This window comes from Burkholderia sp. MSMB1072 (assembly GCF_001524725.1).
Classification (GTDB): domain Bacteria; phylum Pseudomonadota; class Gammaproteobacteria; order Burkholderiales; family Burkholderiaceae; genus Burkholderia.
Window position 1 is genome coordinate 17,057 of the sequence record NZ_LOYC01000064.1, and the last position, 23,412, is coordinate 40,468.

Sequence of the window (23,412 nt, forward strand, 5' to 3'; positions counted from 1 at the left end):
CTGGAAGCGCATCTGGTGCCGACGGCGAGACTCGAACTCGCACAGCTTTCGCCACTACCCCCTCAAGATAGCGTGTCTACCAATTTCACCACGTCGGCACTGCAAGGGGCGCAATTCTAACGTCACATCGCGCGTTTGTGAAGGGGGTGTGACAAGGTCGTGTGCGTGCACGCGATCGATCCCGGTAGAATTCGTCCGATCGACCCGACGATCACCGCAACCGCCACCCGTTTTCTCCCCGTGATACACACCCTCGAACAGCTGCAGGCCGGACAACTGTCGGGCGCGCGGCAACTCAAGCTCGCGTGCGGGCTGACCGAATTTCCGCGCGAGATCTTCGATCTGGCCGACACGCTCGAAGTGCTCGACCTGACCGGCAATGCGTTGTCCGCGCTGCCGGACGATCTGCCGCGGCTGCATCGTCTGCGCATCCTGTTCGCGTCGGGCAACCGCTTCACCGCCTTTCCCGACGTGTTCGGCGCATGCGATCGGCTCGACATGATCGGCTTCAAGGCGAACCGGATCCGCACCGTGCCGCGCGGCGCGCTGCCGCGTGCGCTGCGCTGGCTGATCCTGACCGACAACGCCATCGACGAACTGCCGGCCGACATCGGCGATTGTGCGCGGTTGCAGAAGCTCATGCTTGCCGGCAACCGGTTGCGGACGCTACCCGCCGAAATGGCCGCCTGCCGCGCGCTGGAGCTGGTGCGCCTGTCGGCGAACCGGCTGGATGCGTTGCCCGACTGGCTGCTGCGCCTGCCGCGTCTCGCATGGCTCGCCGTGGCCGGCAATCCGTTCGGCGCGGCGCCGGAGGCCGCGGCGTCTGCCGGGCCGGACGTCGCGGAGATCGACTGGGCGGCGCTTTCGTGTGAACGGAAACTGGGCGAGGGCGCGTCGGGTGTCATTTATCGCGCGCAATGGCGGGCGAACGGCCATCCGCCGCGCACGGTCGCGGTCAAGCTGTTCAAGGGCGCAGTCACGAGCGACGGCCTGCCCGATTGCGAAATGGCCGCATGCCTGCATGCCGGCCGTCATCCGCATCTGATCCCGGTGATCGGCAAGGTGCGCGGGCATCCGGACGGCACGCACGGCCTCGTGATGGAGCTGGTCGATCCCGCGCTGACGAATCTCGCCGGGCCGCCGAGCTTCGCGTCCTGCACGCGCGACGTCTATGCCGCCGATGCGAGATTCGATCCGGCGCAGGCGCTGCGGATCGCGCACGGCATCGCATCGGCGGCCGGCCATCTGCACGCGCGCGGCATCATGCACGGCGATCTGTACGCGCACAACATCCTGCACGACGGCGCAGGCGGCGCGTTGCTCGGGGATTTCGGGGCGGCGTCGCCGTACGACGTGAACGAGCGCACACGCGGCGCCCGGTTCGAGCGGCTCGAAGTGCGCGCGTTCGGCTATCTGCTCGGCGAATTGCTCGAGCGATGCGAATCGCATGCCGGCGCGCTCGATGCGCTTGCGGCGGCGTGCGTGAACGAGGATGTCGATGCACGGCCGTCGTTCGACGAGATCGCGGCCGCACTGGCCGCGCGCATGCACTGACGGGATCGGGCCGGCCTACGCCTGCCGCGCGGTCAGCAGCTTGATGCCGAGCCCGACGAACAGCAGCCCGCTCGCGCGCTTGAGCGCGCGCACCGCGCGGCTCATGCCGAAACCGCGATGCAGGCGGCGCACGCCGGCCGAATAGACACTGTGAACGATCACGACCGTGCAGGCGATCGTCGCGTACATCACGACGAACTGCAGCGCGAGCGGGCGATCGTGCACGATGAACTGCGGCATGAACGCGGACAGGAAGATCATCGTCTTCGGATTGCTGCCCGACACGAACAGCGCTTCGCGGAACAGTTTCCGGCGATCGGGCGCGACGATCTCGGCCGCGCCGCTCGATGCGGCGGTCTTGCTATCGCCGCGCAACTGCCGGACACCCAGGTACATCAGATACGCGGCGCCGATCACCTTCATCGCGACGAACAGCGGCGGCATCGCCGCCAGCACCGCGCCGACACCGAGCGCGACCAGCAGCACGACCACGCCCTGCGCGACGAGGTTGCCCACGATCGTCGCGACGGTGCCGTGCGTGCCGTAGCGCACCGTGTTGCGGATCACGAGCAGCACGTTGGGCCCCGGCGACAGCGTCGTGGCGAGATAGGCTGCGGCGAACAGCATCCAGGTCTGAATGGACATGCGGCGCTCCGAAAGGCGGTTGCGGCGGTCGGGATGAAGCGATGATGCCACGCCAATAATGGCGCGGGCCGCCGCCGCAACCGTGCCGTCGTCGCGCGTCAGCGCGCGTCGCGCATGCAGTACGCGGGAATCGACGGCGGTGTATCGATGGCGGCAGGCCGCGTCATCCATGCGATCCACGCGGCCCATAAGCCGCAGACGATCAGTACCGCGACATTCAGCGGCGTCCGGTAGCGGACGATCAGGTCGGCGAGCGGCAGGCGGTCTTTCATGAGCGTCTCCTTCGGTCGAGGGGCAGGCGGCGTTACTGGCCGGCGTAGGCCGGCGCCTTCGCGTCGCAGGTCACGGACACGGTCGAGCCGTCCGCGAAATGCAGCCGGAGCGGCACCTTCGCGCCGGGCGCGACGGCCTGGCGCGGCGCTTCCAGCATCGCGTGATAGCCTTTCGGCTTGAAGGCGACCGTGCCGTGCGCCGGCACGACGACCGAGTCGATGTGGACCATCTTCGCGGTGCTGCCGCTCGTCTGCGTTTCATGCATCATCGCCATCCCGTAGGCGGGCGTGTCGATACCGACGAGCGTCGCGGGTGCGTCGCCGTCGTTCTTCAGCGTGAAGTAGCCGGAGGACGGCACCGTCGCCGGCATCGTGCGGATCCAGCACGCATCGGCCTGTAGGGCCGGCGCGGCGAACGTGGCGGACACGTGCAGCGCCAGCGCCGTGAGCAGGCCGGTCGAAATCGGGCGTTTCATCGTTTGTTCTCCTGATCGAGTGCGATGCCGGGGGCATCGATGCGAATGCGATCGGCACGGCGCGCCGATGCGCATCGCGTGCGTTACTTCAGCGTGAATGCGTAGCGGCCGTGCGTGCGATGGCCGTCGCTGGCCACCGCGATCCACGCGACCGTGTACGTGCCGGCCTTCAGATCGGCCAGTGCGACGCGCATCCGCTTCCGGTTGCCGGTGTCGACGGCCGACTTCCCGTCGACGACCGACTGCCCGTGGCTATCGGTCACGGCGATCGAGCTGAACGCCGGCTCGAGCGCCTCGCCGAAGTCGATCGTGACTGCGTGCGGCGCGCTCGACAGCGTGGCGTCGGGGGCCGGGTCCTGCGTTTTCGGGAGCGCGTGCGCATGGGCGGCCTGGATGACGACGAAGCCGAGTGCGGCGAGTGCGCCGCGAACGAAAGGGGTGGTTTTCATGGCTGGATGAGCGAGTGACGAATCGGATGGAAAAGACGGATTCGACGGACGGCTGCGCGAGCGGCATCGATGTCGGCGGCGATTGGCGCGGCCGTGCGCGGTCGGACATTCGCATGCGGGCGAATGCAGGCGCGGTCATTCGAACCGGCGGCGGCCAACCGCACGCACGGCACGGCGCCGCGCGCAGCATGGTGAGACATGATCGTCCTTCGAAACGTGACACGTCGCGCACGCGGGCGGCGTGCGCAGGCTGCGCGATGCACGACGGCATCACGCGCAATGACGACGGATCAGGACGCGAGCGGCGGGGCGCGCGGTTGCGCGGCCGTGAGCGGCAGCGCGCGGCGCAGGCTTTCGAAGCGGGTCGCCGCGCGATGCTCGATCGCGTGCACGTGGGCCGCGAACGTCAGTTCGGGGGCAGGCAGCGCGGGAGTATGAGCAAGCAGGCTGCAGTAGCCGCATGCGTGGAGATGCGCCTGCAGGCTTTTCGTCGACGTATCGGCGGAGCGATCGCCGGAGGCTGGCGCGGACGAACAGTAGCCGGCCAGCAGCGCGTCGACGCGGCCTTGCGTGGTCAGCGCCTGCGAGATCGTCGGCGCGAGCGCCGTCATCAGGATGGCGAGCATCCCGAGCAGACTGCCGATCTTCCGGAGGCGACGATTCAGCATGCGATGCACGGCGGCGGGTGGACGACGATGCCGCCGATTATGCCACGCACGTCGATGCGTCGGCCGGCACGAACGTGCGGCGTAGCGGCGCGCTACGCGTGCAGCGCCAGATATTTCGCGATCAGCGTCATCTGCGCGGCCCAACCCTGGTCGTTCATTGCGCGCGCCGTCGCGCGACGCGCTTCGATCAACTGGTCGAAACCCGTTTCGGTGACCGTGAGCAACGTGCCGCCGGCCTGCGCCGCGAGCGTGAACGTGACGAGCGTCATCGGCTCGGACGCGTAATCGACGTGCGGATCGATCGCGAACGGATGCCAGCGGAAGGAGAACAGTCGTTGCGGCTCGATGCGATCGACGACGATTTCGAACACGGTGCCCGCATAGGGCTCCTGCGCCTTCGCGACATCGTCGTCGACGCGGGTAGGCGTGATGCGGCCGAACAGCGGCTGGCCGGCCTCGAACGGGCCGTCGAACGAGACGCCGAACCACTGGCCGAATTCGCCGGAATTGCTGACGGCTGCCCAGACGCGGTCGGGCGCTGCGCCGAGCAGCGCCTGTTTTTCGATGCGATCGGTTTGCTGGGTCATCGTGTTCTCCATGCAGGATCGAGCGTTGCAGGACGACGCGCGCGCTCGCGCGCCGCGTCTAGTCGAGCATGGCCGCGTCGGGCACGTCGAGCACGAGGTCCGACGTTGCGACGGCCACGCACGGCAGCGTATAGCCGTCGGCCTTTTCCTCGCGGCTCAGCCCCGGCCATTCGATCGTGTAGCGTACGCTGCCGCTGACGATCCGGCAAAGGCAGCTTCGGCACGTGCCGTTGCGGCAGGAGCGCGGCAGCGACACGCGGGCGAACGCGGCGGCTTCGAGCACCGTCAGCGAATCGGGTGCGTCGAAGGTTGCGCCGAGCGGCTCGATGCGCACGAGGGACGGGTGTTCTGGATCGGTCATGACTGAAGCGGGCAGCGGTTCGGCGGCGACGCGCCAAGCATACCCGAACCCGCCGGCGGCCGGCGGCCGCCAGCCGTGGGCGTCAGTGCCGTCGCAGATACCGGTACACGGTATTGCGGGCGAGACCGAGTTCGCGCGCGGCCGCCGATACGTTGCCGCCATGCCGCGCGAGCACCGCATCGATCATCGCGGCCTGGTGGCTTTGCAGCGTCGTGCCTTCGCGCTTGCCGGCCGGTGTGGCTGCTTCCGGCGCAGCCGCGGCGTCGTCGCAGTCGAGCCAGAAATCGTCGGGCAAATGCGCGAGCGTGATCTCGTCTTCGTCCTCGGCGAGCATGCCGGCCGTACGCAGCACGTTGGTCATTTGCCGCAGGTTGCCGGGCCAGCGGTGGCGCGCGAACGCGTCGAGCACGTCGGCCGCGAGGCGGCGCGGCATCGGCTCGCTGCGCGCGAGCCGCGCGAGGATCCGCTCGACGAGCGCCGGCAGGTCGGTGCGCGTGGCGAGCGCCGGCAGCGTGACCGCGAGCCCGTTGATCCGGTAGAACAGGTCTTCGCGGAACGTGCCGTCGGCGATCATCGCGCGCAGGTCGCGGTGCGTCGCGCAGACCACGCGCACGTCGACCGGCACCGCGCGTGCGCCGCCGAGCGGCATCACCGCGCGCTCCTGCAGCACGCGCATCAGCCGCACCTGCTGCGCGAGCGGCATGTCGCCGATTTCGTCGAGAAACAGCGTGCCGCCGTCGGCCTGCGCGATCTTGCCGGGGCTGCCGCGCTTGCGCGCGCCCGTGAACGCGCCGTCTTCATAGCCGAACAGCTCGGCCTCGATCAGCGAATCGGGCAGCGCCGCGCAGTTCACCGCGACGAACGGGCCGTCCGCGCGCGGCGACGCCTGGTGCAGCGCGCGGGCGAGCCATTCCTTGCCGGTGCCGGTCTGGCCGAGGATCAGCAGCGGCAGGTCGCGCCCGCGGATCTTCGCGACGCGTTCGAGCACGGCGGCCATGCGCGCGTCGCCGGTGTCGAGCGTCGCGAACGTGATCGCGTCGGGGTCCGGCGCACGCACGCGCGCAGCCGGCGCGGCCGGCCTGACGGCGACGGTCGCTTTCTGCGCTTCCGGGAATTCGCAGCGCGCGAGCACGCGCACGCCGGTCGACAGCGTGAGGCGGAACGTGGCGCCCGGTGCGCGCGCGGCCTGCTGCGCGAGCTGGCCGAAGCGCATGCCGAACAACGCGTCGCTGGCCTGGTGCTGCAGTGCGTCGAACGACGCGCCGAGCTGGAACTGGGCGCTGCGGTTCGCGGCGATCAGCCCGCCGTCCGGGCCGAACGCGACGAGCCCCGCGAACAGCGAATCGACGCAATCCTCGTGTGCGTGAAAGCGCAGCCGCAGCGCTTCGCTGCACTGGTTCGCGAACAGGTGGTTCTCGATCAGTTGCGCGGACATCCGCACGAGCGCGAGCGTATGCGGGCTGGCGCCGCGCGGGTCGCCGCTCACGTCGAGCGTGCCGAGCGTGCGGCCGAACGGATCGGCGATCGGCGCGCACGCGCAGGTGAGGATGTGGTTGGCGCGCAGGAAATGTTCGGACCCGTGCACGACGACGGCCTGGCCCGACGCGAGCGCGGTGCCGATCGCGTTGGTGCCGCGCGCGCCTTCGGCCCACGACACGCCGTTGCACAGCGCGACGCGGTTGGCTTTCTCGATGAAGTCCGCGTCGCCGATGCTGTGCAGGATCACGCCGTCGGCGTCGGTCAGCAGCACCAGGCTTTGCGTCTCGGCGATCTGCGCGTGAAGATCCTCCATCACCGGGCGGGCATGTGAGAACAGTGTGTGGTTCGTGTCGAGCAGTTCGCGCAGCGCGACGCGCGACAGCGGCGAGAAATCGGGGCGTTCGTGCGCGCGCAGGCCGACCGCGGTCGAACGCGCATGCGCCTGCGCGAGCAGGTCGGTACGCCCCGCGGTGGCGGACAGCACGAAGGGTTGCGGCATGGTTTGTCTCCTGTTCCCGGGGCCGTCGGGGCCGATCGGATCGGAATCGGCGGAGTGCGGCTCCGCTCGCGGTGCACCATTCGGCGCGACAGTCGTCCGTCCGGGTACGCATCATCATACAAGCGCCACGTGCGATGTGCGACCGCGAACAAAATCCCCTTGCTTTTAAGCGCCCGCCTGCAATGATGGAAATGGAGCACGCACGCGCCGTGTTCCGCACTGCAACAAGCATGCGACGCGACATGCATCCGTTCGGGAGACGCATCATGGTTCGGGCGGAACTGAGAGTCGTGCTGGCGGCCATCGCCACCTTCATCATGCTGGGCGGCATTGCCGTGGCGATCCACGGATTGCTGTTCGACCTGACCGACGCGGTGAGATACGGAGCGGCCGCGATTGCGGTGGGCGTCACGACCGCCGCGATCGCGCTCAACGTCTGGCCGACCGATCCGCACTGACTCCGTTTGCGAAACGGTGCCGGATGCCGCGCAGATCAGACGAAATGCGCGTCGGAACGACGCACACCGAAATTTTTGTCTCCCGCGCGAAACCGTCTAAAGTGGAATTCAACCGGCATGCCTCGACTGCGCGACACCCCGCGGTCGGGGCCTCCGCCGGCGAGCCCGCATCCATTTCGTCCGGCCGGTGGCGGACGACGGACGCGGTCATTCGTTTTCTACCGGTCGAGGCGGCTTCCATGCAGATCCATTTCACGAACGAGAAGCCTGAGTATTCGGGGCGTGACCTGATGCTGGCGTTCACGGCTCTGGTCAATGGCGAGCGCGTCCAATGTCAGATCACCGCCGAGGCGCTGGAAGACCACTTCGGCGCGGCATCGCCCCGCTTCGAGGACATGGTCGGCGCATTCGACCAGCACCGCGAGCGCATCGAGGCGGCCGCGCGGCGCCTGCTGTCGGAAACGCGCGCGCAATGCGTGACGCTGCGCAGCGGCTACGTGCGTTTCTACGAGGCCAACTGGCGCTGACGCGACGACGCACGTCCGGCGGCGCGCGCCTCCGGGCGGCGCACGCGAAGACGTTGCCTTCACGCAATGCCGTTCGGCGGGGCCGGGCGGCATTTTCGTATGCGGGCCGTGCGGGACGATCGAGCGTCGATAGGAGCGTACGCGCGGGTTCGTCAGGATCGCAGACGAATCGTGCGAAAACGAAAAACGCCACCCGAAGGTGGCGTTCTTTCATTTCACCGCGCAGCGCAGCGCAGCGATGCGCTTCGCTTACTCGCTGCCGAGATAGAAGAAGCGGAACAGGAACACGGCCGCGATGATCCACACGATCGGCTTGACCGTGCGACCCTGGCCCGTCAGCAGCTTGAGGCCGCCGTATGCGATGAAACCGAACGCGACGCCGTTCGCGATCGAGTACGTGAACGGCATCAGCAGCGCGGTCAGTGCAGCCGGCACGGCTTCCGTCGCGTCGTCCCACGGCACCTCGACCATCTCGCGCAGCATCAGGCACGACACGTACAGCAGCGCGGGCGCAGTCGCGTAGGCCGGCACGACGCCGGCGAGCGGCGCGATGAACAGGCACGCGAGGAACAGCACCGCGACGGTGATGGCCGTCACGCCGGTGCGGCCGCCGGCCTGCACGCCCGACGCGCTTTCGATATACGCGGTGGTCGACGACGTGCCGAGCACCGAGCCCGCGACGATCGCCGTGCTGTCGGCGAGCAGCGCCTTGTTCAGGCGGTGCATCTTGCCTTCGACGAGCAGGCCCGCGCGATTCGCGACGCCCATCAGCGTGCCCGTCGCGTCGAACAACTCGACGAGGAAGAACACGAGGATCACGTTGATGATGCCGGTCGACAGCGCGGCGCGGATGTCGAGCTTGAACAGCGTCGCATCGATCGACGGCGGCGCGGAGAACACGCCGTGGAACTGGTTGTCGCCGAAGAAGAACGACAGGATCGTCACGCCGATGATGCCGATCAGGATCGCGCCGCGCACGCGCAGGTGGTCGAGCGTGACGATCGTGAAGAAGCCGACGATCGCGAGGATCGTCGTGGGCTTGTGCAGATCGCCGAGCGTGACGAGCGTGGCCGGGTTGCCGACGATCACGCCCGACGTCTTCAGCGAGATGATGCCGAGGAACAGGCCGATGCCGGCGGTAATGGAAATCCGCAGCGATTTCGGAATGCCGTTGACGATCGCCTCGCGCACGCGGAACAGCGTGACGAGCAGGAACAGGCAGCCGGAAATGAACACGGCGCCGAGCGCAGCCTGCCACGTGAAGCCCATGCCCTTGACGACCGTGTACGCGAAATACGCGTTCAGGCCCATGCCGGGCGCGCACGCGATCGGGTAGTTCGCGTACAGCCCCATGATGATCGACGCCAGCGCCGCGACGAGGCAGGTCGCGACGAACACGGATTCCTTCGGCATGCCGGCGTCGCCGAGGATCGCGGGGTTGACGAAGATGATGTAGGCCATCGTCAGGAACGTGGTGACGCCCGCGAGTATTTCGGTGCGGAAGTCGGTGCCGGCTTCAGCGAAGCCGAAATACCGCTTGATGGATTCCATGAAGGCGTTTCTCCGGTCGGGTTGTCGTGTTGATTGTTGTGCCGATTTGTTGTAAAGGCAGCGCGGCCGGCTAACTGTAACCAGCCACTATTGCCCGGCTATCGGCGGATTGTAATAGCGCGGATAGCTCGGACGATATAGTTGGAGGGCGCGATCGATTGCCTGCGCGCGAACGGTCGGGCAGCCTGCCCGCGCGACGAAGGCGCGCATTTTACCGGTTCGCGGTGCACGGGCCGGCAGAAATGGCTGAAACGGGGGAAACGAGCGGAAGGGGCGCGGGGCCGGCGCACGACGCCAGCCGATGCATGCGCAACGGCACGGCGGCAGCGTCGCACGCGGCCGGTGCGCAATGACATGCGACTGAAACGGGGCGACCGCATGCTGCACGAACGCGGTGCAGGCGGCGCATGCACGCGAATGCACGTGCGCGGCCGGCACGTGCGCGCGGCGGCGTGCAGCGGTCATTCGTCAGTCCAGGCGGTGGCGGGTATCGGGCAATCGTGCGCCGAAGCCGTCCCGTCCGCAACTGTCATTTCGCGATGCGGGGGCGACTGTGGTTTCTGTGTAAAAGATTGCAAGACCCCATCGCGTAAACCGGCAACTCTTTCTAGGATAGATACACCGCGCATGCACACGCCGGCCGATCATTGCCGACGCGGGGAGTCGCAGTCCGTGCAGGCCAGGCGGTGAATGGCGGTCAAGGCCATTGCGCGTTTGGGCAGGCACGGCCGGTCAGGCACGGCCAGTTAGGAACGGCCGATTGCGATTGCCCGATGCGGGTTCGTCCGTAATCACGGAGGTCAGCATGTTGAACTGGATCAGCCGCTGGGCGATGCGACACGCCCCCACGCCGGAAAAAACCGCTGCGTCGATGCTCGTGACGGCGCGCATGGAACTGTTCGCAGCCGAACAGCGCGTCATCGATGCGAAATTACAGGCGGATTACTGGCGCACACGTGTGTCATTCCTCGAAGAGGTGCAGAAGCAGGGCATCGATCCGTGGGTGACCTCGCAGGCCGCGCAACGTCCCGACGTCGATTCCACGCCCCGAAGCACGGGCCCGCGTCTCGCCGCCAGCACCTGATGCACCTGCTGCATCCCCTCGCTGCGCACGGCGCGCGATCGCTCGCGGCACGCACGGGCGTGCCGCGTCCTTCGATGCGCACCTGCGGCGCGTTGCGCCGCGGGTGTGTCCGTTTCCGGATACCGTGATGCCGCACGCCACGGTTTGCCGTCGTGCGTGCGAACTCACCGCATCAATCCCTTCTTCGCCATCGTCCAACGAGCAAACGCCGTAGTGGCGCGAGCACGCGTCTCAGCCGCTCGCCGCGCCGCACGTACGCCGTCGTAATCGACGCTTCGGCCGCCGCGTCATCATCGGTGCCGAGCCAGATGCGATCGCCGCGTGCGATGCGCAGCACGTCGCCGGGGCGCACCCAGTAGTCGTCGACGCTCGGTGGGCGCGTGATCCACAGCGGCGCGCCGTGCGCACGAATTTCCGCATCGCTGGGCGCGCGCCAGGTCAGTGTCGTGCGCGGCGCGACCGCGAAGCGGATCACGACGGTCGGTAACGCGATCGTGCCGGCGTGGCGCCGATCGCGGCGTTCGAACAGCGGGCTTGCCTGGTCCATCGTCTTCTCCATTCAGTGAGCCGGACGGATGACGTGCACCAGAACAAAAAGGCCTCATCCGTTTCCGGCGAGGCCTTGTGTGACATGCGGTACTGCTCGATTGCTAACGCACAAGCGCCTCCCGTGATCCATTCTTTCGAATGTTCACCGGGCAATGATTCGCGATGGCGATGAGCTTGAACGTAGGCATGCGAACGATTTTGTTGTCGGCGTGCGGCGTTGTCAACGACTATTTTCGAGATGGACGGCGATCACGCGTCGCGTTGCGCGAGCCCGTTCACGAGCAGTTCGGACAGCAGGCCCGTCATTCCGTTCGGATGGTCGGCGGCGCGCGCCTTCAACTGTTCGACCAACTCGGCGTTGAGCTTGCACGCGAACGGCACGAGGCCCTGTTCCTGGTCGAGCTTGCGTTGCGCGCGGCGATCCAGCTTCGCCGCCTCCTCGGCGCCCTTGCCGAAACGCGCGGAGCTCGACTGCTTCATCGCGTGCGTCAGCTTGAGCGCCTTGTTCTTTTCGAGATCGGTTTTCTTCATGGCCATCGCGGCACCTCCGGGAATTGAAGCCGCGATTGTACGCATTTCGGCGGACGCCGCCCGGCGGCGCCATCGCAACCCCGCTTGCGACGCCGCCCGCGCATCCGCTCACGCGCCTTTCGTCGTGCCCCAGTTGCCGCCGTGCGCAGCCGCCTGCGCGGCCGGCGAGCGCGCGAGGTAGGCGAGTGCCTGTTCGGTCGAGCCCTCGTGGTGCGGCGTATAGCCCGGCTTGAAATAGCGCAGCGCCGCGCCGATCACCTTCCAGAACGACGGCAGGTGCCCGCGTCGCGAACCCTGCCGCCACGCGCGCGCGAAGCCGGGGTAACGGCCGGCGTCCGGGTCGCGCCGGTACATGAATTTCGCGCCGGTCGTGATGTAGTAGAGCAGCAGCACGATCACGAACGCCATGTGCACGCAGCGCTCCGGATAGGTGCCGCCCATGTGCCGGTAGATGTCGAACGCGACGGTGCGGTGCTCGACTTCCTCGGCGCCGTGCCAGCGCAGCAGGTCGACCATCGTCGGGTCGGCGCGGCCTTCGTCGAGGCCGTGCGCGTTGAGCACCCAGTTGCCGAGATAGCCGAAGAAATGCTCGAGCGACGCGATCACGGCCAGTTGCTGCCGCAGCCAGAAACGCGTATGGCCGATCTTCAGCCCCAGCGGCTGCTCGCCGAGCACGCGCGTGAACAACCGGTTGAGCTTCTGCGTGAACGGCTTCGTGTCGATGCCGTGGCGGTCGTAGTAGTGCTTGAGCACGCCGCCGTGCGAACGCGAATGCACGGCCTCCTGCCGCAGGAAGCCTTCGGCTTCGTCGCGCAGGCGTGCATCGGTGATCAGCGGCAGCGCCTTGTTGTACACGCGGCAGAACCACAGCTCGCCTTCCGGGAACAGCAGGTTCAGCGTGTTGATGATGTGTGTGCTGCCCGGATCGTTCGGCACCCAGGTGATCGGCGTATCGCTGAAGTCGAACTTCACGTGCCGGGCCTTGATCTTGTGGTAGTCGGTATCGGTCATGTCGTCTCCCGGTGCGGCGCCGTGCGCCGTCAATGCGATGCCATGCTGACGCGGGCGATCATCCGGCCCAGCCACGGCATGAAGCGGCCGACGAAACGCATCGCGTGCGCTTCGCCGCCGACCGCCACGACGGGGCGGTTGCGCAGCACGCCGTCGACCATCGCCCGCGCGACGGTTTCGGGTTTCAGGCCGCGCATCTGGTACAGCCTGGTCGCACGCTTGCGCAACCGCGCTTCGTCCTGTGCGCTGGCGCCCGCGTAGTGCGTCGACGCCATGATTCCGGTCTCCGCGAAGCCGGGGCACACGGCCGTCACGCCGATGCCTTTGCCCGCGAGTTCCGCGCGCATGCATTCGCTGAGCATCAGCACCGCGGCCTTCGTCGTCGCATAGGCGGGCAGGTCGCGCGACGGGCCGAACGCGGCGGCCGACGCGGTGTTGACGATGTGCCCGCCGGTGCCGCGCGCGGCCATCTGCCGAGCGAACAGCCGCGAGCCATGGATCACGCCCCACAGGTTCACGTGCAGGATGCGCTCCCAGTCCCGCGTGCCCGTGTCGAGGATGCCGCCGGCCATGCCGATGCCCGCGTTGTTGATCACGATGTCCGCGCCGCCGAGTTCGCCGCCGACCCAGGTCGCGAGCGCTTCCATTTCGTCCGCGGACCCGACATCGACACGTTTCGCATGCGCGTGCGCGCCGGTCAGCCCGATGAGCAGCGCGGTGCGCTCGGCGCTCGCGAGATCGATGTCGCATGCGACGACCGTCGCGCCTTCGCGCGCGAAGGCCAGCGCCGCGCAGCGGCCGATCCCGCTGCCCGCGCCGGTGACGACCGCGACCTTGCCGCCGAAGCGCCCGCTGGTTGCGCGGCGGCGCGCGTTAGCGAGCGCAGGCGGTTCGTTGCCGGATTCGACCGCGTCGATCAATTGCCCGGCGAGATCCGCGAAGCGCGCGGGATCGGCGAGCGGCAGCCAGTGGCCGGCAGCGACTTCGCGGCGGTAGTACTGCGGCACCCAGCGCGACAGGTTCTCGGACAGCGCGGGGCTCACGTATTTGTCGCCGAGCGGCACGATCGTCTGCACCGGTGCGTGCGCATAGCGTTCGCGCGGCGCGAACAGGCAGCGGATGAAGTTCGCGCGATAGAGGCGTACGCCGCGCGCGCCGTCGTCGGCCTGGGTCGGCCGCGGCGCGGCGGGCGTTTTCTCGAGCCGGCGCAGCAGGCCCGGCCACGCGCGGCCGAGCCACAGCCGCCAGCCGAGCTCGGGGATGAGCGGCAGGTGGAACAGATACACGTACCACGAGCGCACGAGCTGGCCGCCGAGCGTGGCCAGCGACGCGGGCGTCGGGCGCAGCACGCGCTCGCGCAGCCAGAAGCCGACGTGGTCGAGGCATGGCCCCGAGCACGACGTGTACGACGCGATGCGGCCGGCGAGGCGCGGGTCGGTGACGAATTCCCAGCCCTGGATCGAGCCCCAGTCGTGTGCGACGAGGTGCACGGCGCGGCCCGGGCAGAGCGCATCGATCACTGCGACGAAATCGTCGGTCAGCTTCGTGAGATGGTAGTCGGCCGTGCGCTTCGGCACGCCGGACAGGCCCGCGCCGCGCACGTCGTACGCGATCACGTAGTGCCGGCGTGCGAGCAGCGGCGCGACGTGCTGCCAGACGCTGCTGTCGTCGGGATAGCCGTGCACGAGCACGACCGGCGAGCGGGCCGGATCGCCCCAGGTCCTGACCGCGAGCGTTAGGTCGCCGGAGGCGACCGCCGTTTCGGCGTGAACCGATTCGAACAGAGCCAGCGGCGCTTCGTCGGAAAGAGGCTGCATCGTGAGTCCGTCGTTCAGAGAGTCGGGAGGCGGGAGCGGTTGCGTCAGGCGGCGGCCGGCACGTTCGCCGCGGCGTGCGCGCGTTCGGCCTGGCGGCGGCGCCAGCGGCGCACGTGCGGCAGATCGTCGTCGAGCCAGTACGCGTCGTCGTCGGTGATCACCAGCAGTTCCTCGAATTTCGCGCCGACGCCGGCGAAGCCGAGATGCGGCTCGACGGCCCACAGGCCCGGCACGGGCGCGTGCTCGGAGCGGCGGTCGATCGACCACAGCGGCGACCAGCCTTGCTGCTTCGCCGCGCGGCCCTGGTCGAGCAGCAGGTTGCGCGTCGCGTTCAGCCCGAAGCGGGCGACGAAGCGCGGCTTCGACAGCTTGTGGATCTTCGCGACACGATGCGCGAGCACCTTGAACGGGTAGGCCTTGTGGCGCGGCTCGACGCCCTGGCGGCGGCACAGCGCGTCGACTTCCTGCGCGACTTCCGCCATCGGCCGGCGCGCCTTCACGAGCCGCACGATCATGTCGCGATGGTCCATCAGGTCGTCCTGCAACTGCTCGAGGATCGGGTTGCGGCCGAGGCAGTGCGCGTAGCCGACATCGGCGACGATGCCGTCGAGCACCGGCGCGACGTCGAGGATCACCGGCATGTCGGTTTCGAGCTGGCGGTTGCTCGGGAAGAACGCGAGATTGAAGCCGCCCATGTGCTTGAGGCCGGAGAAGCCCTCGAACGCGGTGCGATCGCCGAACCACGCGAACGGCTTGTGCAGCCAGTCGTGCACGCCGTTGTCCTGCAGCCATTCGGTCAAGAGGCGCGCGGCTTCCTTCTCGGTGATGCCGGGATACAGCATCGCGCCGACGGTTTCGACGCAGCGGTACGCGAGCTGCTGGACCGCGCGGAATTGCGGCAACTCGTCGAGATGGACTTCCGGCAGTGGGTGGTGGGCGGTCATGATGCGTCTCCGTCGAGGGTGCTGATCCGGAACGCGCCCGCCAGTGTTCATCACCACGAGCTATTCAGTCAGCATTTAATGTGTCATTGAGCAATGTAACGATAATAGACGGTTCCGGAAAACGCGCTAGCCCCGTGGGGTGAGGATTTGTCCTAATGGAGAGGCGAAATGGAAGGAAGGCTCTAGCGCACTGGCGGCCGGGGTGTCGATCCAATATTGCTTTTCGAGCGAGGCCAGACCTACAATATTCAAAGGTAATACCTCTGGATACTTTTTATCGTGGCAACCTCGATCAAACTCGATCCGGCCCTTCAGGAGCGGGTGCGTCATCTGGCCGAACAGCGTCGGCGCACGCCGCACTGGATCATGCGCGAGGCGATCGCGCAATATGTGGCGCGCGAGGAAAAGCGCGAGTCGTTCAAGCAGGAAGCGATGCAGGCATGGGCAGACTATCAGTCGACGGGGCTGCACGTGACGCACGAGGAGATGGACGCGTATCTCGAGAAGCTCGAGGCCGGTGAAGCAGCGGAGCCGCCCGAGTGTCACGACTGATCTGGACGCGAACTGCCCAGCAAGCGATTGTTCGCCTTCATCGTTTTCTCGCCGACCAGGATCCGCTGGCCGCGCGTCGTGCGATCAAGGCGATTCGTACTGGCGTCGACGTTCTGGTTCGACAGCCCCGGCTCGGCCGTCCCGTCGACGAACTCGATACGGTTTTTCGCGAATGGCTGATCGATTTCGGCGACAGCGGATACGTGGTGATGTACAGGGTCGATGATGATGGCGTCGCGATCCTGACGATCAGGCATCAACGGAAAGCCGGGTATTGAGCGACCGGGCCACGCCTGCCGCCATCGTGTCACGCTCCGTTGCACGATGGCCGGGTATCGTCCATACGCACATCAGCACCGCTAATCCTCCCGCTTCCCCCCCAACCGCTCCAGCAACGCCCCCAGCAGATCGATCGGCAGCGGGAACACGATCGTCGAATTCTTGTCCGCGGCGATCGTCGTCAACGTCTGCAGGTAGCGCAACTGCATCGCCTGCGGCTGCTGCGCGAGCCGCTGCGCGGCCTGCAGCAGCTTCTCCGACGCCTGCAATTCGCCTTCCGCGTGAATCACTTTCGCGCGCCGCTCGCGCTCGGCTTCGGCCTGTCGTGCGATCGCACGGATCATCGTCTCGTTCAGGTCGACGTGCTTGATCTCGACCGTCGATACCTTGATCCCCCACGCGTCCGTCTGCGCGTCGAGCGTCTTCTGGATGTCCGCGTTCAGTTGCTCGCGCTCGGCCAGCAGTGCGTCGAGGTCGTGCTTGCCGAGTACCGAACGCAACGTCGTCTGCGAGAGCTGGCTCGTCGCGTCGAAGAAGTGCGCGACCTGGATCACGGCCTTCTCCGGATCGACGACACGGAAATACACGACCGCGTTGACCTTCACCGACACGTTGTCGCGCGTGATCACGTCCTGCGGCGGCACGTCGAACACGACGGTGCGCAGGTCGATCCGCACGACCTGCTGGACGATCGGGATGATCAGCACCAGCCCTGGCCCCTTCACTTTCCAGAACCGGCCGAGCATGAACACGACACCACGCTCGTATTCGCGAAAGATGCGGATCGACGACGCGACGAGCACCACGACGAAGACGACCAGGACGCTGCTGAAGCCGAACGTGTAACCGATCATGGAGGTTCTCCCTGGGGATGGGCGGGGGCGGGCACGTCGTAGAGCGGCGCGACCGTCAGCGTCAGCCCGTGGCGGCCGGTGACGCGCACGCGGCAGCCGGCGGCCAGCGGCGTGCTGCTCGCCACGCGCCAGCGCTCGCCGTGCACGCGCGCCCAGCCGGCGGCCGACGGCGGCGCGCCGGCCGCGTCGTTCGGCTGGTCCGGATGCAGGCCGTCGTCGAGGACTTCGCCGATGCTGCCGAGCATCGCCTCGGCGCCCGTCACGACCGGGCGGCGCCGCGCGCGCAGCGCGACGCTCGACACGCCCGCGACGAGCAGCCCGCCGCCGAGCGCGAGGCTCGCGATCACGGGCCACGGAATCCCGTAGCCGGGCACGTCGGTGTCGATCAGCATCAGCGCGCCGATCGTGAACGCGACGATTCCGCCGAACCCGAGCACGCCGAAGGTCGGCAGGAATGCCTCGGCGACGAGGCAGCCGAGCCCGAGCAGCACGAGGCCGAGGCCCGCATAGCTGACCGGCAGCAACTGCATCGCGAACAGCCCGATCAGCAGGCAGATCGTGCCGGCGACGCCCGGCAGCACGAAACCGGGGTTCGCGAATTCGAAGAAGAGGCCGTAGATGCCGATGGTCAGCAGGATCAGCGCGACGTTCGGATCGGCGATGATCGCCAGGAAGCGGCTGCGCCAGTCGGGCGCGAGCACGATTAGCGGCGCGTGCGCGGTCGCGAGATGCAGCGTGCCGGCGGTGGTCGTCGCGGCGCGGCCGTCGAGCTGGCGCGCGAGATCGGCCGGATCCTGCGCGATCAGGTCGACGACGTGCTGTATGCGCGCCTCGTTCGCCGACAGGCTCACGGCCTCGCGCACCGCGCGCTCGGCCCATTCCGCATTGCGCCCGCGCAACTGAGCGAGGCCGCGGATGTACGCGGAAGCGTCCTGCATCGCCTTGCGGATCTCGGTCGATTGCGTGTCGGTCGGCAGCGCGGCGGCCGTGGCGGATGCACTCGATGCACCGGTGGGCGCGCCCGGCGGCGCGGCGCCGCCGATGCCGAACTGCACGGGCGCCGCCGCGCCGAGATTGGTGCCGGGCGCCATTGCCGCGAAGTGGCTCGCATAGACGATGTAGGTGCCCGCGCTCGCCGCCCGCGCGCCGCCCGGCGCGACGAACGCGGCGACCGGCACCGGCGAGCCGAGGATGGCCTTGATGATCTGCCGCATCGACGTATCGAGGCCGCCGGGGGTGTCGAGCTGCACGATCGCGAGCGGCGCGTGCTCGCGGGCCGCGCGGTCGAGCGAACGCACGATGAAATCGGCGCTGGCCGGGCCGATCGCGCCATTGACGGGAATCACGACGACCGGACGCGCGGCCGGCGCGTCGGCCGGTGGCGGCGCGGCGAGCGCGGCGCATACGACGAGCAGCGCCGCGAACAGCGCGGCGCGCGCGACCCGCGCGGACAGCGGGTGACGGGGGCGGCCGGCGGGCGCGGCAGGCGCCGGCGGCGGCTCATGACGGTGAAAGCGCATCGGGACGTCCGGGCGGCGCACGGCCGCGTGCCGTCCGGCTTGCGGAAAGGGCGTGGGCCCGATACTTGAAGATTAGGCGGTTTCGGGGCAAAGCGCGAAGGTGCGGCCGCGCCGGCCGGATTCAGCTGGCGCCGCCACCGCGCGCGAGCACTTCGTCGCGATAGTCGGCCGGGCTGCGCCCGCTCCATTTGCGGAACGCGCGGTAGAACGCGCTCGGCTCCGCGAATCCGGTCGCGGCCGCGACGTCGGCGATCGTGCGTGTGGGGTCGGCCAGCGCCTCGAACGCGAGATCGCGCCGCAGCGTGTCCTTGATCGACTGGTACGCGTGGCCTTCCTGGTGCAGCTTGCGTCGCAGCGTGGCCTCGGCCACGTGCAGCCGCGCGGCCATCCCGCCCGCGCCCGGCCACGCGGCGGGCGGCATCCCGCGCAGCACTGCGCGCACGCGCTGCGCGAGCGCGTTCGGGTTACGGTACTTGACGATGAAGCTGGCCGGCGCGTTGCGCAGAAACGTTTTCAGCGTCTTCGCGTTCTGCACGACCGGCAGCGTCGCGAATTCGGGATCGAAATCGACATACGAATCGGGCTCGTTGAAACGCATGTCGTCGCAGAACATCGACGGATATTCGTGATCGGCGGGCGGCGTGTCGCAACGGAAGCTCGCGTGCAGCAGCGGAATGCGCCGGCCGATCAGCCAGCAGGTGAGGCCGTAGACGATGATGAAATAGGTCGCGTACGTGAACATCGCGGGCGTCGCGCCGTTGCGGTGCACGAAACGCAGCCGCACGCGCTGCGGGTTCGCGTCGAGTTCGGCGTGCAGGTCGTCGAGCACGCAGTGCATGAAATTCACCGCGCGCCCCATCGCGTGCAGCCCGTCGCGGGCGGACAGCGCGGCTTGGCTCATCGCGATGAAGCTGCCGCTGCGCATCGGGTGGCGATCCTGCCCGAAAAACTCGTCGTCGAGCGTGCGCGCGATGGCGTTCCACAACGCGCCATATTGCTGCGCGGACACGCGTGCGCGCGGCTGCCCGAGCAGCGCGGGCGCGATGCCGGCCTGCGCGAGCAGCGGCTCGGCCGCGACGCCGCGCCGCGTGGCCAGCGCGACGCTGTACGCGACGAGGCCGATCGCGACGGTTCCCTTGTCTTCCTGCTTCATCGGTGTCGCCGGTATGGCAAAAACGCTCAGTGTAAATGAGCGACGCGAGCATCGAACAGTCGCGCGTGCTTGCCTACACTTGTTGCATCGAAACGCAAGGACGGTCGCGCCCGGCGGCCGCGGGAGACTGCAGCACATGGACGAGCTTTACACCGAAGACCAGCGGATGATCCGCGATGCGGCGCGCGCTTTTGCCACGGAGATGCTGGCGCCGAACGCCGCGCAGTGGGACCGCGACGCGCACCTGCCCGACGCGATCGTCGCGCAGCTCGGCGAACTGGGCCTGCTCGGGATGATCGTGCCGCAGGAACTGGGCGGCTCGTATACGGATTACGTGGCCTACGCGCTGGCGATGGAGGAAGTGGCGGCCGGCGACGCCGCGTGCGCGACGATGATGAGCGTGCACAACTCGGTCGGCTGCGGGCCGATCCTCGGCTTCGGCACGCCCGCGCAGAAGGATCGCTGGCTGGCCGACATGGCGGCCGGCCGCGTGATCGGCGCATTCTGCCTGACCGAGCCGCATGCCGGTTCCGAGGCGAACAACCTGCGCACGCGGGCCGAATTGCGCGACGGCAAATGGGTGCTGAACGGTGCGAAGCAGTTCGTGACCAACGGCCAGCGCGCGGGCGTCGCGATCGTTTTTGCCATGACCGACCCCGAAGCCGGCAAGCGCGGCATTTCCGCGTTCCTGGTGCCGACCGACACGCCGGGCTTCATCGTCGGCAAGCCCGAGAAGAAAATGGGCATCCGCGCGTCCGACACCTGCCCGATCACGTTCGAGAACTGCGCGATTCCCGAAGAAAACCTGCTCGGCAATCGCGGCGAAGGGCTGAAGATCGCGTTGTCGAACCTCGAAGGCGGGCGCATCGGCATCGCCGCGCAGGCGCTCGGCATCGCGCGCGCCGCGTTCGACAAGGCGCGCCGCTATGCGGGCGAGCGCGTGCAGTTCGGCAAGCCGATCGCCGAGCATCAGGCGATCCAGCAGAAGCTCGCCGACATGGCCGTGCAGATCAACGCCGCGCGCCTGCTCGTGCATCACGCGGCGAAGCTGCGCACGGCCGGGCTGCCGTGCCTGTCGGAAGCGTCGCAGGCGAAGCTGTTCGCGTCCGAGATGGCCGAGCGCGTGTGCTCGGACGCGATCCAGATTCACGGCGGCTACGGCTATCTGGTCGATTACGAAGTCGAGCGTCACTATCGCGACGCGCGCATCACGCAGATTTACGAAGGCACGAGCGAAGTGCAGCGGATGGTGATCGCGCGACAGCTTTGAGTCGCGACGGTCGCGCCGACGACGGCATCACGCAGGGCACGAGGGCAGCGCGGCGAACGCGGCACGCAACGACGTGACCGTGCGCCGTGCAACACGGAGCCGGGCATGTGCTGCGGCACATGCGCCGGTTGACCGCTGGGCATGGAGACTGGACGGAGACGACACATGACGGTACAGGCATTCCTGGATGCACGCGACTTCCTGCTGCGCCATCGCACCGACTACGACACCGCGTACCGCGAGTTCGAATGGCCGGTGCTCGATGCGTTCAACTGGGCGCTCGACTACTTCGACCCGATGGCGCGCGGCAACGACCAGCCCGCGCTGTGGATCGTCGATGCGGCGACCGGCACGGGCGATCCGTATTCGTTCGCGCAGATGTCCGAGCGTTCGTCGCGGATCGCGAACTGGCTGCGCTCGATCGGCGTCGTGCGCGGCGACCGCATTCTGCTGATGCTGCCGAACCGTGTCGAGCTGTGGGACGCGATGCTGGCCGCGATGAAGCTCGGCGCGATCGTGTTGCCCGCCACCACGCAACTGTCGCCCGACGACGTGCGCGACCGCGTGCGGATCGGCGGCGCGAAATACGCGATCGTCGACGAGAACGAAACCGCGAAGTTCGAGCAACCCGATCTCGGCCTCGCGCAAAAGATCGTCGCCGGCGCGCCGCGCGCGGGCTGGCTCGCGATGAACGACGGCTATGCGGCGAGCGCCGCGTTCGAGCCGGACGCCGTCACGCACGCGAACGATCCGATGCTGCTGTACTTCACGTCGGGCACGACGTCCAAGCCGAAGCTCGTCGAGCATACGCATCGCACCTATCCGGTCGGCCATCTGTCGACGATGTACTGGGTCGGCCTGCAGCCGGGTGACATCCACTGGAACATCAGCTCGCCCGGCTGGGCGAAGCATGCGTGGAGCTGCTTCTTCGCGCCGTGGAATGCGCAGGCGTGCGTGTTTGCGTTCAACTATGCGCGCTTCGAGCCGAAGGTCGTGCTCGATGCGCTCGTCAAATACCGGGTGACCACGCTGTGCGCGCCGCCGACCGTATGGCGCATGCTCGTGCAGCAGCCGCTCGCGTCGTTCGACGTGAAGCTGCGCGAGATCGTCGGCGCGGGCGAGCCGTTGAATCCCGAGATCATCGAGCGCGTGAAGAAGGCGTGGAACATCTCGATTCGCGACGGCTACGGCCAGACCGAGACGACCTGCCTGATCGGCAACTCACCGGGCCAGCCGGTGGTCGCGGGGTCGATGGGCCGGCCGCTGCCCGGCTACCGGATCGCGCTGCTCGATCCGGACGGCGCGCCCGTCAGCGAAGGCGAGGTCGCGCTGCCACTCGGCGATGGCGCCGCGCGCCCGGTCGGGCTGATGAACGGCTATGCGAACAATCCGGACGCGACGGCCCATGCGATGCGCGACGGCCACTACCGCACGTCGGATATCGCGATGCGTCGCGACGACGGCTACTACGTGTACGTCGGCCGCGCGGACGACGTGTTCAAGTCGTCCGACTACCGGCTGAGCCCGTTCGAACTCGAGAGCGTTCTGATCGAGCATCCGGCGATCGCCGAGGCGGCCGTCGTGCCGAGCCCGGACCCGGTACGGCTGTCGGTGCCGAAGACTTTCATCACACTGCGCCAGGGCTACGAGGAAAGCCCCGCGCTCGCGCTGGAGATCTTCCGTTTCTCGCGCGAGAAGCTCGCGCCGTACAAGCGCATTCGCCGCCTGCAATTCGCGGAGCTGCCGAAGACGATCTCGGGGAAGATCCGCCGCGTCGAGCTGCGCCGCCGCGAGATCGAGCGCGGCGACGACGCGACCGCGCGCATGCCCGGCGAATACTGGGAAGAGGATTTCGCCGCCGAACTGAAATGACCGATCGCGGGCCATGCGAGCCGCATGCCGCGGCCGTCGCCCGCAGCCGAATCGAACCGGTCGCGCGGCGGCATGCCGCTACGCCGCGACCCACTGCAAGGAGAGTGCTCTGATGAACGCGAATCCGACGCCCCGTACGGGGCAAGACGTGCCGACGGTCAAGCTGCTGATCGACGGTGCCTTCGTCGAGTCCGCCACCGACGAGTGGCGCGACGTCGTCAACCCGGCGACGCAGCAGGTGCTCGCGCGCGTGCCGTTCGCGACCGTCGCGGAAGTCGACGCGGCCGTGCAGGCCGCGCACGCCGCCTATGCGACGTGGAAGAACACGCCGATCGCCGCGCGCATGCGCATCATGCTGAAGTTCCAGGATCTGGTGCGCGCGAACCAGCAACGCATCGCGAAGACGCTGACGGCCGAGCAGGGCAAGACGATTCCCGACGCCGAAGGCGA

Annotated in this window: 26 protein-coding genes and 1 tRNA gene; 9 read left to right on the forward strand and 18 right to left on the reverse strand. The window is 68.1% G+C overall.

All coding sequences use genetic code 11. The annotated features are described in order from the left end of the window. Positions 1 to 13 precede the first annotated feature (13 nt). Positions 14 to 98: transfer RNA gene (locus WS89_RS28160), tRNA-Leu, on the reverse strand. 142 nt (positions 99 to 240) lie between these two features. Here WS89_RS28160 and WS89_RS28165 point away from each other — a divergent pair. After that, on the forward strand, positions 241 to 1,554 hold the full coding sequence (locus WS89_RS28165) for a leucine-rich repeat-containing protein kinase family protein (protein WP_059795349.1): 1,314 nt from the start codon (positions 241 to 243) through the stop codon (positions 1,552 to 1,554). A gap of 15 nt (positions 1,555 to 1,569) precedes the next feature. Here WS89_RS28165 and WS89_RS28170 read toward each other — a convergent pair whose 3' ends face one another. The 8 genes from WS89_RS28170 to WS89_RS28200 all read right to left on the reverse strand — a co-directional run bounded on the left by WS89_RS28170 (position 1,570) and on the right by WS89_RS28200 (position 6,990). Then, entirely contained in the window at positions 1,570 to 2,199 is a 630-nt protein-coding gene (locus WS89_RS28170) for a LysE family translocator (RefSeq protein ID WP_059795316.1), read from the reverse strand. Between the two features lie 98 nt (positions 2,200 to 2,297). Next, positions 2,298 to 2,471: a hypothetical protein gene (locus WS89_RS34355; protein ID WP_006486739.1), complete on the reverse strand. Its 174-nt coding sequence runs from the start codon at positions 2,469 to 2,471 to the stop codon at positions 2,298 to 2,300. 32 nt (positions 2,472 to 2,503) lie between these two features. Then, entirely contained in the window at positions 2,504 to 2,947 is a 444-nt protein-coding gene (locus WS89_RS28175; protein ID WP_059795319.1) for a copper chaperone PCu(A)C, read from the reverse strand. 83 nt (positions 2,948 to 3,030) lie between these two features. Continuing rightward, positions 3,031 to 3,396, reverse strand: coding sequence for a copper resistance CopC family protein (locus tag WS89_RS28180; RefSeq protein ID WP_059795322.1), 366 nt, complete (start codon positions 3,394 to 3,396; stop codon positions 3,031 to 3,033). Between the two features lie 290 nt (positions 3,397 to 3,686). Further along, the gene (locus WS89_RS28185) at positions 3,687 to 4,064 is read right to left on the reverse strand and encodes a DUF2946 domain-containing protein (protein ID WP_059795325.1); all 378 of its coding nucleotides are present in this window, start codon (positions 4,062 to 4,064) and stop codon (positions 3,687 to 3,689) included. A gap of 92 nt (positions 4,065 to 4,156) precedes the next feature. Continuing rightward, the gene (locus WS89_RS28190) at positions 4,157 to 4,651 is read right to left on the reverse strand and encodes an SRPBCC family protein (protein ID WP_059795352.1); all 495 of its coding nucleotides are present in this window, start codon (positions 4,649 to 4,651) and stop codon (positions 4,157 to 4,159) included. Positions 4,652 to 4,709: 58 nt separating this feature from the next. Further along, the gene (locus WS89_RS28195) at positions 4,710 to 5,012 is read right to left on the reverse strand and encodes a 2Fe-2S iron-sulfur cluster-binding protein (protein WP_059502422.1); all 303 of its coding nucleotides are present in this window, start codon (positions 5,010 to 5,012) and stop codon (positions 4,710 to 4,712) included. An 82-nt stretch (positions 5,013 to 5,094) separates the two neighbouring features. Next, on the reverse strand, positions 5,095 to 6,990 hold the full coding sequence (locus tag WS89_RS28200; protein ID WP_059795328.1) for a sigma-54-dependent Fis family transcriptional regulator: 1,896 nt from the start codon (positions 6,988 to 6,990) through the stop codon (positions 5,095 to 5,097). Between the two features lie 182 nt (positions 6,991 to 7,172). On the opposite strand from WS89_RS28200, the gene WS89_RS28205 reads away from it, so the two are divergent. Further along, positions 7,173 to 7,448, forward strand: coding sequence for a DUF2964 family protein (locus tag WS89_RS28205; RefSeq protein WP_249189237.1), 276 nt, complete (start codon positions 7,173 to 7,175; stop codon positions 7,446 to 7,448). Between the two features lie 239 nt (positions 7,449 to 7,687). Next, positions 7,688 to 7,975, forward strand: a complete 288-nt coding sequence (locus WS89_RS28210) for a DUF1488 domain-containing protein (RefSeq protein WP_006480750.1) — start codon at positions 7,688 to 7,690, stop codon at positions 7,973 to 7,975. A 249-nt stretch (positions 7,976 to 8,224) separates the two neighbouring features. Here the strand turns inward: WS89_RS28210 and WS89_RS28215 are convergent, their stop codons facing one another. Beyond that, a complete protein-coding gene (locus tag WS89_RS28215) occupies positions 8,225 to 9,526 on the reverse strand; it encodes an NCS2 family permease (RefSeq protein WP_034204332.1) in 1,302 nt (433 codons plus the stop codon). Positions 9,527 to 10,331: 805 nt separating this feature from the next. Between WS89_RS28215 and WS89_RS28225 the strand changes: the two genes are divergently transcribed. Further along, positions 10,332 to 10,610, forward strand: a complete 279-nt coding sequence (locus tag WS89_RS28225; protein ID WP_034186190.1) for a hypothetical protein — start codon at positions 10,332 to 10,334, stop codon at positions 10,608 to 10,610. Positions 10,611 to 10,782: 172 nt separating this feature from the next. Here WS89_RS28225 and WS89_RS28230 read toward each other — a convergent pair whose 3' ends face one another. The 5 genes from WS89_RS28230 to WS89_RS28250 all read right to left on the reverse strand — a co-directional run bounded on the left by WS89_RS28230 (position 10,783) and on the right by WS89_RS28250 (position 15,462). Continuing rightward, positions 10,783 to 11,157 (reverse strand): DUF2917 domain-containing protein, encoded by a 375-nt coding sequence (locus WS89_RS28230; protein ID WP_059795355.1) that lies wholly within the window; start codon positions 11,155 to 11,157, stop codon positions 10,783 to 10,785. Positions 11,158 to 11,408: 251 nt separating this feature from the next. Further along, positions 11,409 to 11,696 carry a hypothetical protein gene (locus WS89_RS28235; RefSeq protein ID WP_059502430.1) on the reverse strand — a complete coding sequence of 96 codons (288 nt, stop codon included), beginning with the start codon at positions 11,694 to 11,696 and terminating at the stop codon, positions 11,409 to 11,411. Positions 11,697 to 11,798: 102 nt separating this feature from the next. Then, positions 11,799 to 12,701: a metal-dependent hydrolase gene (locus WS89_RS28240; RefSeq protein ID WP_059795336.1), complete on the reverse strand. Its 903-nt coding sequence runs from the start codon at positions 12,699 to 12,701 to the stop codon at positions 11,799 to 11,801. Positions 12,702 to 12,730: 29 nt separating this feature from the next. Further along, positions 12,731 to 14,518, reverse strand: coding sequence for an SDR family oxidoreductase (locus tag WS89_RS28245; protein WP_059795339.1), 1,788 nt, complete (start codon positions 14,516 to 14,518; stop codon positions 12,731 to 12,733). 44 nt (positions 14,519 to 14,562) lie between these two features. Further along, positions 14,563 to 15,462: a M24 family metallopeptidase gene (locus WS89_RS28250; RefSeq protein ID WP_059502434.1), complete on the reverse strand. Its 900-nt coding sequence runs from the start codon at positions 15,460 to 15,462 to the stop codon at positions 14,563 to 14,565. Positions 15,463 to 15,741: 279 nt separating this feature from the next. Between WS89_RS28250 and WS89_RS28255 the strand changes: the two genes are divergently transcribed. Both WS89_RS28255 and WS89_RS33315 read left to right on the forward strand, forming a co-directional pair. Continuing rightward, a complete protein-coding gene (locus WS89_RS28255; protein WP_059502436.1) occupies positions 15,742 to 16,014 on the forward strand; it encodes a CopG family ribbon-helix-helix protein in 273 nt (90 codons plus the stop codon). Then, a complete protein-coding gene (locus tag WS89_RS33315; protein WP_082741996.1) occupies positions 16,002 to 16,292 on the forward strand; it encodes a type II toxin-antitoxin system RelE/ParE family toxin in 291 nt (96 codons plus the stop codon). The genes WS89_RS28255 and WS89_RS33315 overlap by 13 nt, the downstream gene beginning before the upstream one ends. A gap of 81 nt (positions 16,293 to 16,373) precedes the next feature. Here the strand turns inward: WS89_RS33315 and WS89_RS28265 are convergent, their stop codons facing one another. From WS89_RS28265 to WS89_RS28275, 3 genes are all read right to left on the reverse strand, one after another. Then, complete coding sequence (locus WS89_RS28265; protein ID WP_059502441.1) at positions 16,374 to 17,147, reverse strand: slipin family protein; 774 nt, start codon at positions 17,145 to 17,147, stop codon at positions 16,374 to 16,376. After that, entirely contained in the window at positions 17,144 to 18,667 is a 1,524-nt protein-coding gene (locus WS89_RS28270; protein ID WP_059795358.1) for an NfeD family protein, read from the reverse strand. The genes WS89_RS28265 and WS89_RS28270 overlap by 4 nt, the downstream gene beginning before the upstream one ends. Before the next feature lie 121 nt (positions 18,668 to 18,788). Next, positions 18,789 to 19,820: an AraC family transcriptional regulator gene (locus WS89_RS28275; protein ID WP_059795343.1), complete on the reverse strand. Its 1,032-nt coding sequence runs from the start codon at positions 19,818 to 19,820 to the stop codon at positions 18,789 to 18,791. Positions 19,821 to 19,956: 136 nt separating this feature from the next. Between WS89_RS28275 and WS89_RS28280 the strand changes: the two genes are divergently transcribed. The 3 genes from WS89_RS28280 to WS89_RS28290 form a co-directional block, all read left to right on the forward strand. After that, positions 19,957 to 21,090 carry an acyl-CoA dehydrogenase family protein gene (locus tag WS89_RS28280; protein WP_059795346.1) on the forward strand — a complete coding sequence of 378 codons (1,134 nt, stop codon included), beginning with the start codon at positions 19,957 to 19,959 and terminating at the stop codon, positions 21,088 to 21,090. A 165-nt stretch (positions 21,091 to 21,255) separates the two neighbouring features. Further along, the gene (locus WS89_RS28285) at positions 21,256 to 22,962 is read left to right on the forward strand and encodes an AMP-binding protein (RefSeq protein ID WP_059502446.1); all 1,707 of its coding nucleotides are present in this window, start codon (positions 21,256 to 21,258) and stop codon (positions 22,960 to 22,962) included. A gap of 112 nt (positions 22,963 to 23,074) precedes the next feature. Next, a partial coding sequence (locus tag WS89_RS28290; RefSeq protein ID WP_156440623.1) for an aldehyde dehydrogenase family protein occupies positions 23,075 to 23,412 on the forward strand: 338 nt, incomplete at its 3' end.

Bases quoted from the DNA above. Each gene is read 5' to 3' on its own strand.
- WS89_RS28195 (WP_059502422.1), bottom strand. From the start codon at position 5,012: ATGACCGATCCAGAACACCCGTCCCTCGTGCGCATCGAGCCGCTCGGC.
- WS89_RS28235 (WP_059502430.1), bottom strand. From the start codon at position 11,696: ATGGCCATGAAGAAAACCGATCTCGAAAAGAACAAGGCGCTCAAGCTG.
- WS89_RS28265 (WP_059502441.1), bottom strand. From the start codon at position 17,147: ATGATCGGTTACACGTTCGGCTTCAGCAGCGTCCTGGTCGTCTTCGTC.
- WS89_RS28240 (WP_059795336.1), bottom strand. From the start codon at position 12,701: ATGACCGATACCGACTACCACAAGATCAAGGCCCGGCACGTGAAGTTC.
- WS89_RS28225 (WP_034186190.1), top strand. From the start codon at position 10,332: ATGTTGAACTGGATCAGCCGCTGGGCGATGCGACACGCCCCCACGCCG.
- WS89_RS28280 (WP_059795346.1), top strand. From the start codon at position 19,957: ATGGACGAGCTTTACACCGAAGACCAGCGGATGATCCGCGATGCGGCG.
- WS89_RS28245 (WP_059795339.1), bottom strand. From the start codon at position 14,518: ATGCAGCCTCTTTCCGACGAAGCGCCGCTGGCTCTGTTCGAATCGGTT.
- WS89_RS28285 (WP_059502446.1), top strand. From the start codon at position 21,256: ATGACGGTACAGGCATTCCTGGATGCACGCGACTTCCTGCTGCGCCAT.
- WS89_RS28250 (WP_059502434.1), bottom strand. From the start codon at position 15,462: ATGACCGCCCACCACCCACTGCCGGAAGTCCATCTCGACGAGTTGCCG.
- WS89_RS28200 (WP_059795328.1), bottom strand. From the start codon at position 6,990: ATGCCGCAACCCTTCGTGCTGTCCGCCACCGCGGGGCGTACCGACCTG.
- WS89_RS28215 (WP_034204332.1), bottom strand. From the start codon at position 9,526: ATGGAATCCATCAAGCGGTATTTCGGCTTCGCTGAAGCCGGCACCGAC.
- WS89_RS28170 (WP_059795316.1), bottom strand. From the start codon at position 2,199: ATGTCCATTCAGACCTGGATGCTGTTCGCCGCAGCCTATCTCGCCACG.
- WS89_RS28230 (WP_059795355.1), bottom strand. From the start codon at position 11,157: ATGGACCAGGCAAGCCCGCTGTTCGAACGCCGCGATCGGCGCCACGCC.
- WS89_RS28270 (WP_059795358.1), bottom strand. From the start codon at position 18,667: ATGCGCTTTCACCGTCATGAGCCGCCGCCGGCGCCTGCCGCGCCCGCC.
- WS89_RS34355 (WP_006486739.1), bottom strand. From the start codon at position 2,471: ATGAAAGACCGCCTGCCGCTCGCCGACCTGATCGTCCGCTACCGGACG.
- WS89_RS28190 (WP_059795352.1), bottom strand. From the start codon at position 4,651: ATGACCCAGCAAACCGATCGCATCGAAAAACAGGCGCTGCTCGGCGCA.
- WS89_RS28175 (WP_059795319.1), bottom strand. From the start codon at position 2,947: ATGAAACGCCCGATTTCGACCGGCCTGCTCACGGCGCTGGCGCTGCAC.
- WS89_RS28210 (WP_006480750.1), top strand. From the start codon at position 7,688: ATGCAGATCCATTTCACGAACGAGAAGCCTGAGTATTCGGGGCGTGAC.
- WS89_RS28180 (WP_059795322.1), bottom strand. From the start codon at position 3,396: ATGAAAACCACCCCTTTCGTTCGCGGCGCACTCGCCGCACTCGGCTTC.
- WS89_RS28185 (WP_059795325.1), bottom strand. From the start codon at position 4,064: ATGCTGAATCGTCGCCTCCGGAAGATCGGCAGTCTGCTCGGGATGCTC.
- WS89_RS28205 (WP_249189237.1), top strand. From the start codon at position 7,173: ATGATGGAAATGGAGCACGCACGCGCCGTGTTCCGCACTGCAACAAGC.
- WS89_RS28275 (WP_059795343.1), bottom strand. From the start codon at position 19,820: ATGAAGCAGGAAGACAAGGGAACCGTCGCGATCGGCCTCGTCGCGTAC.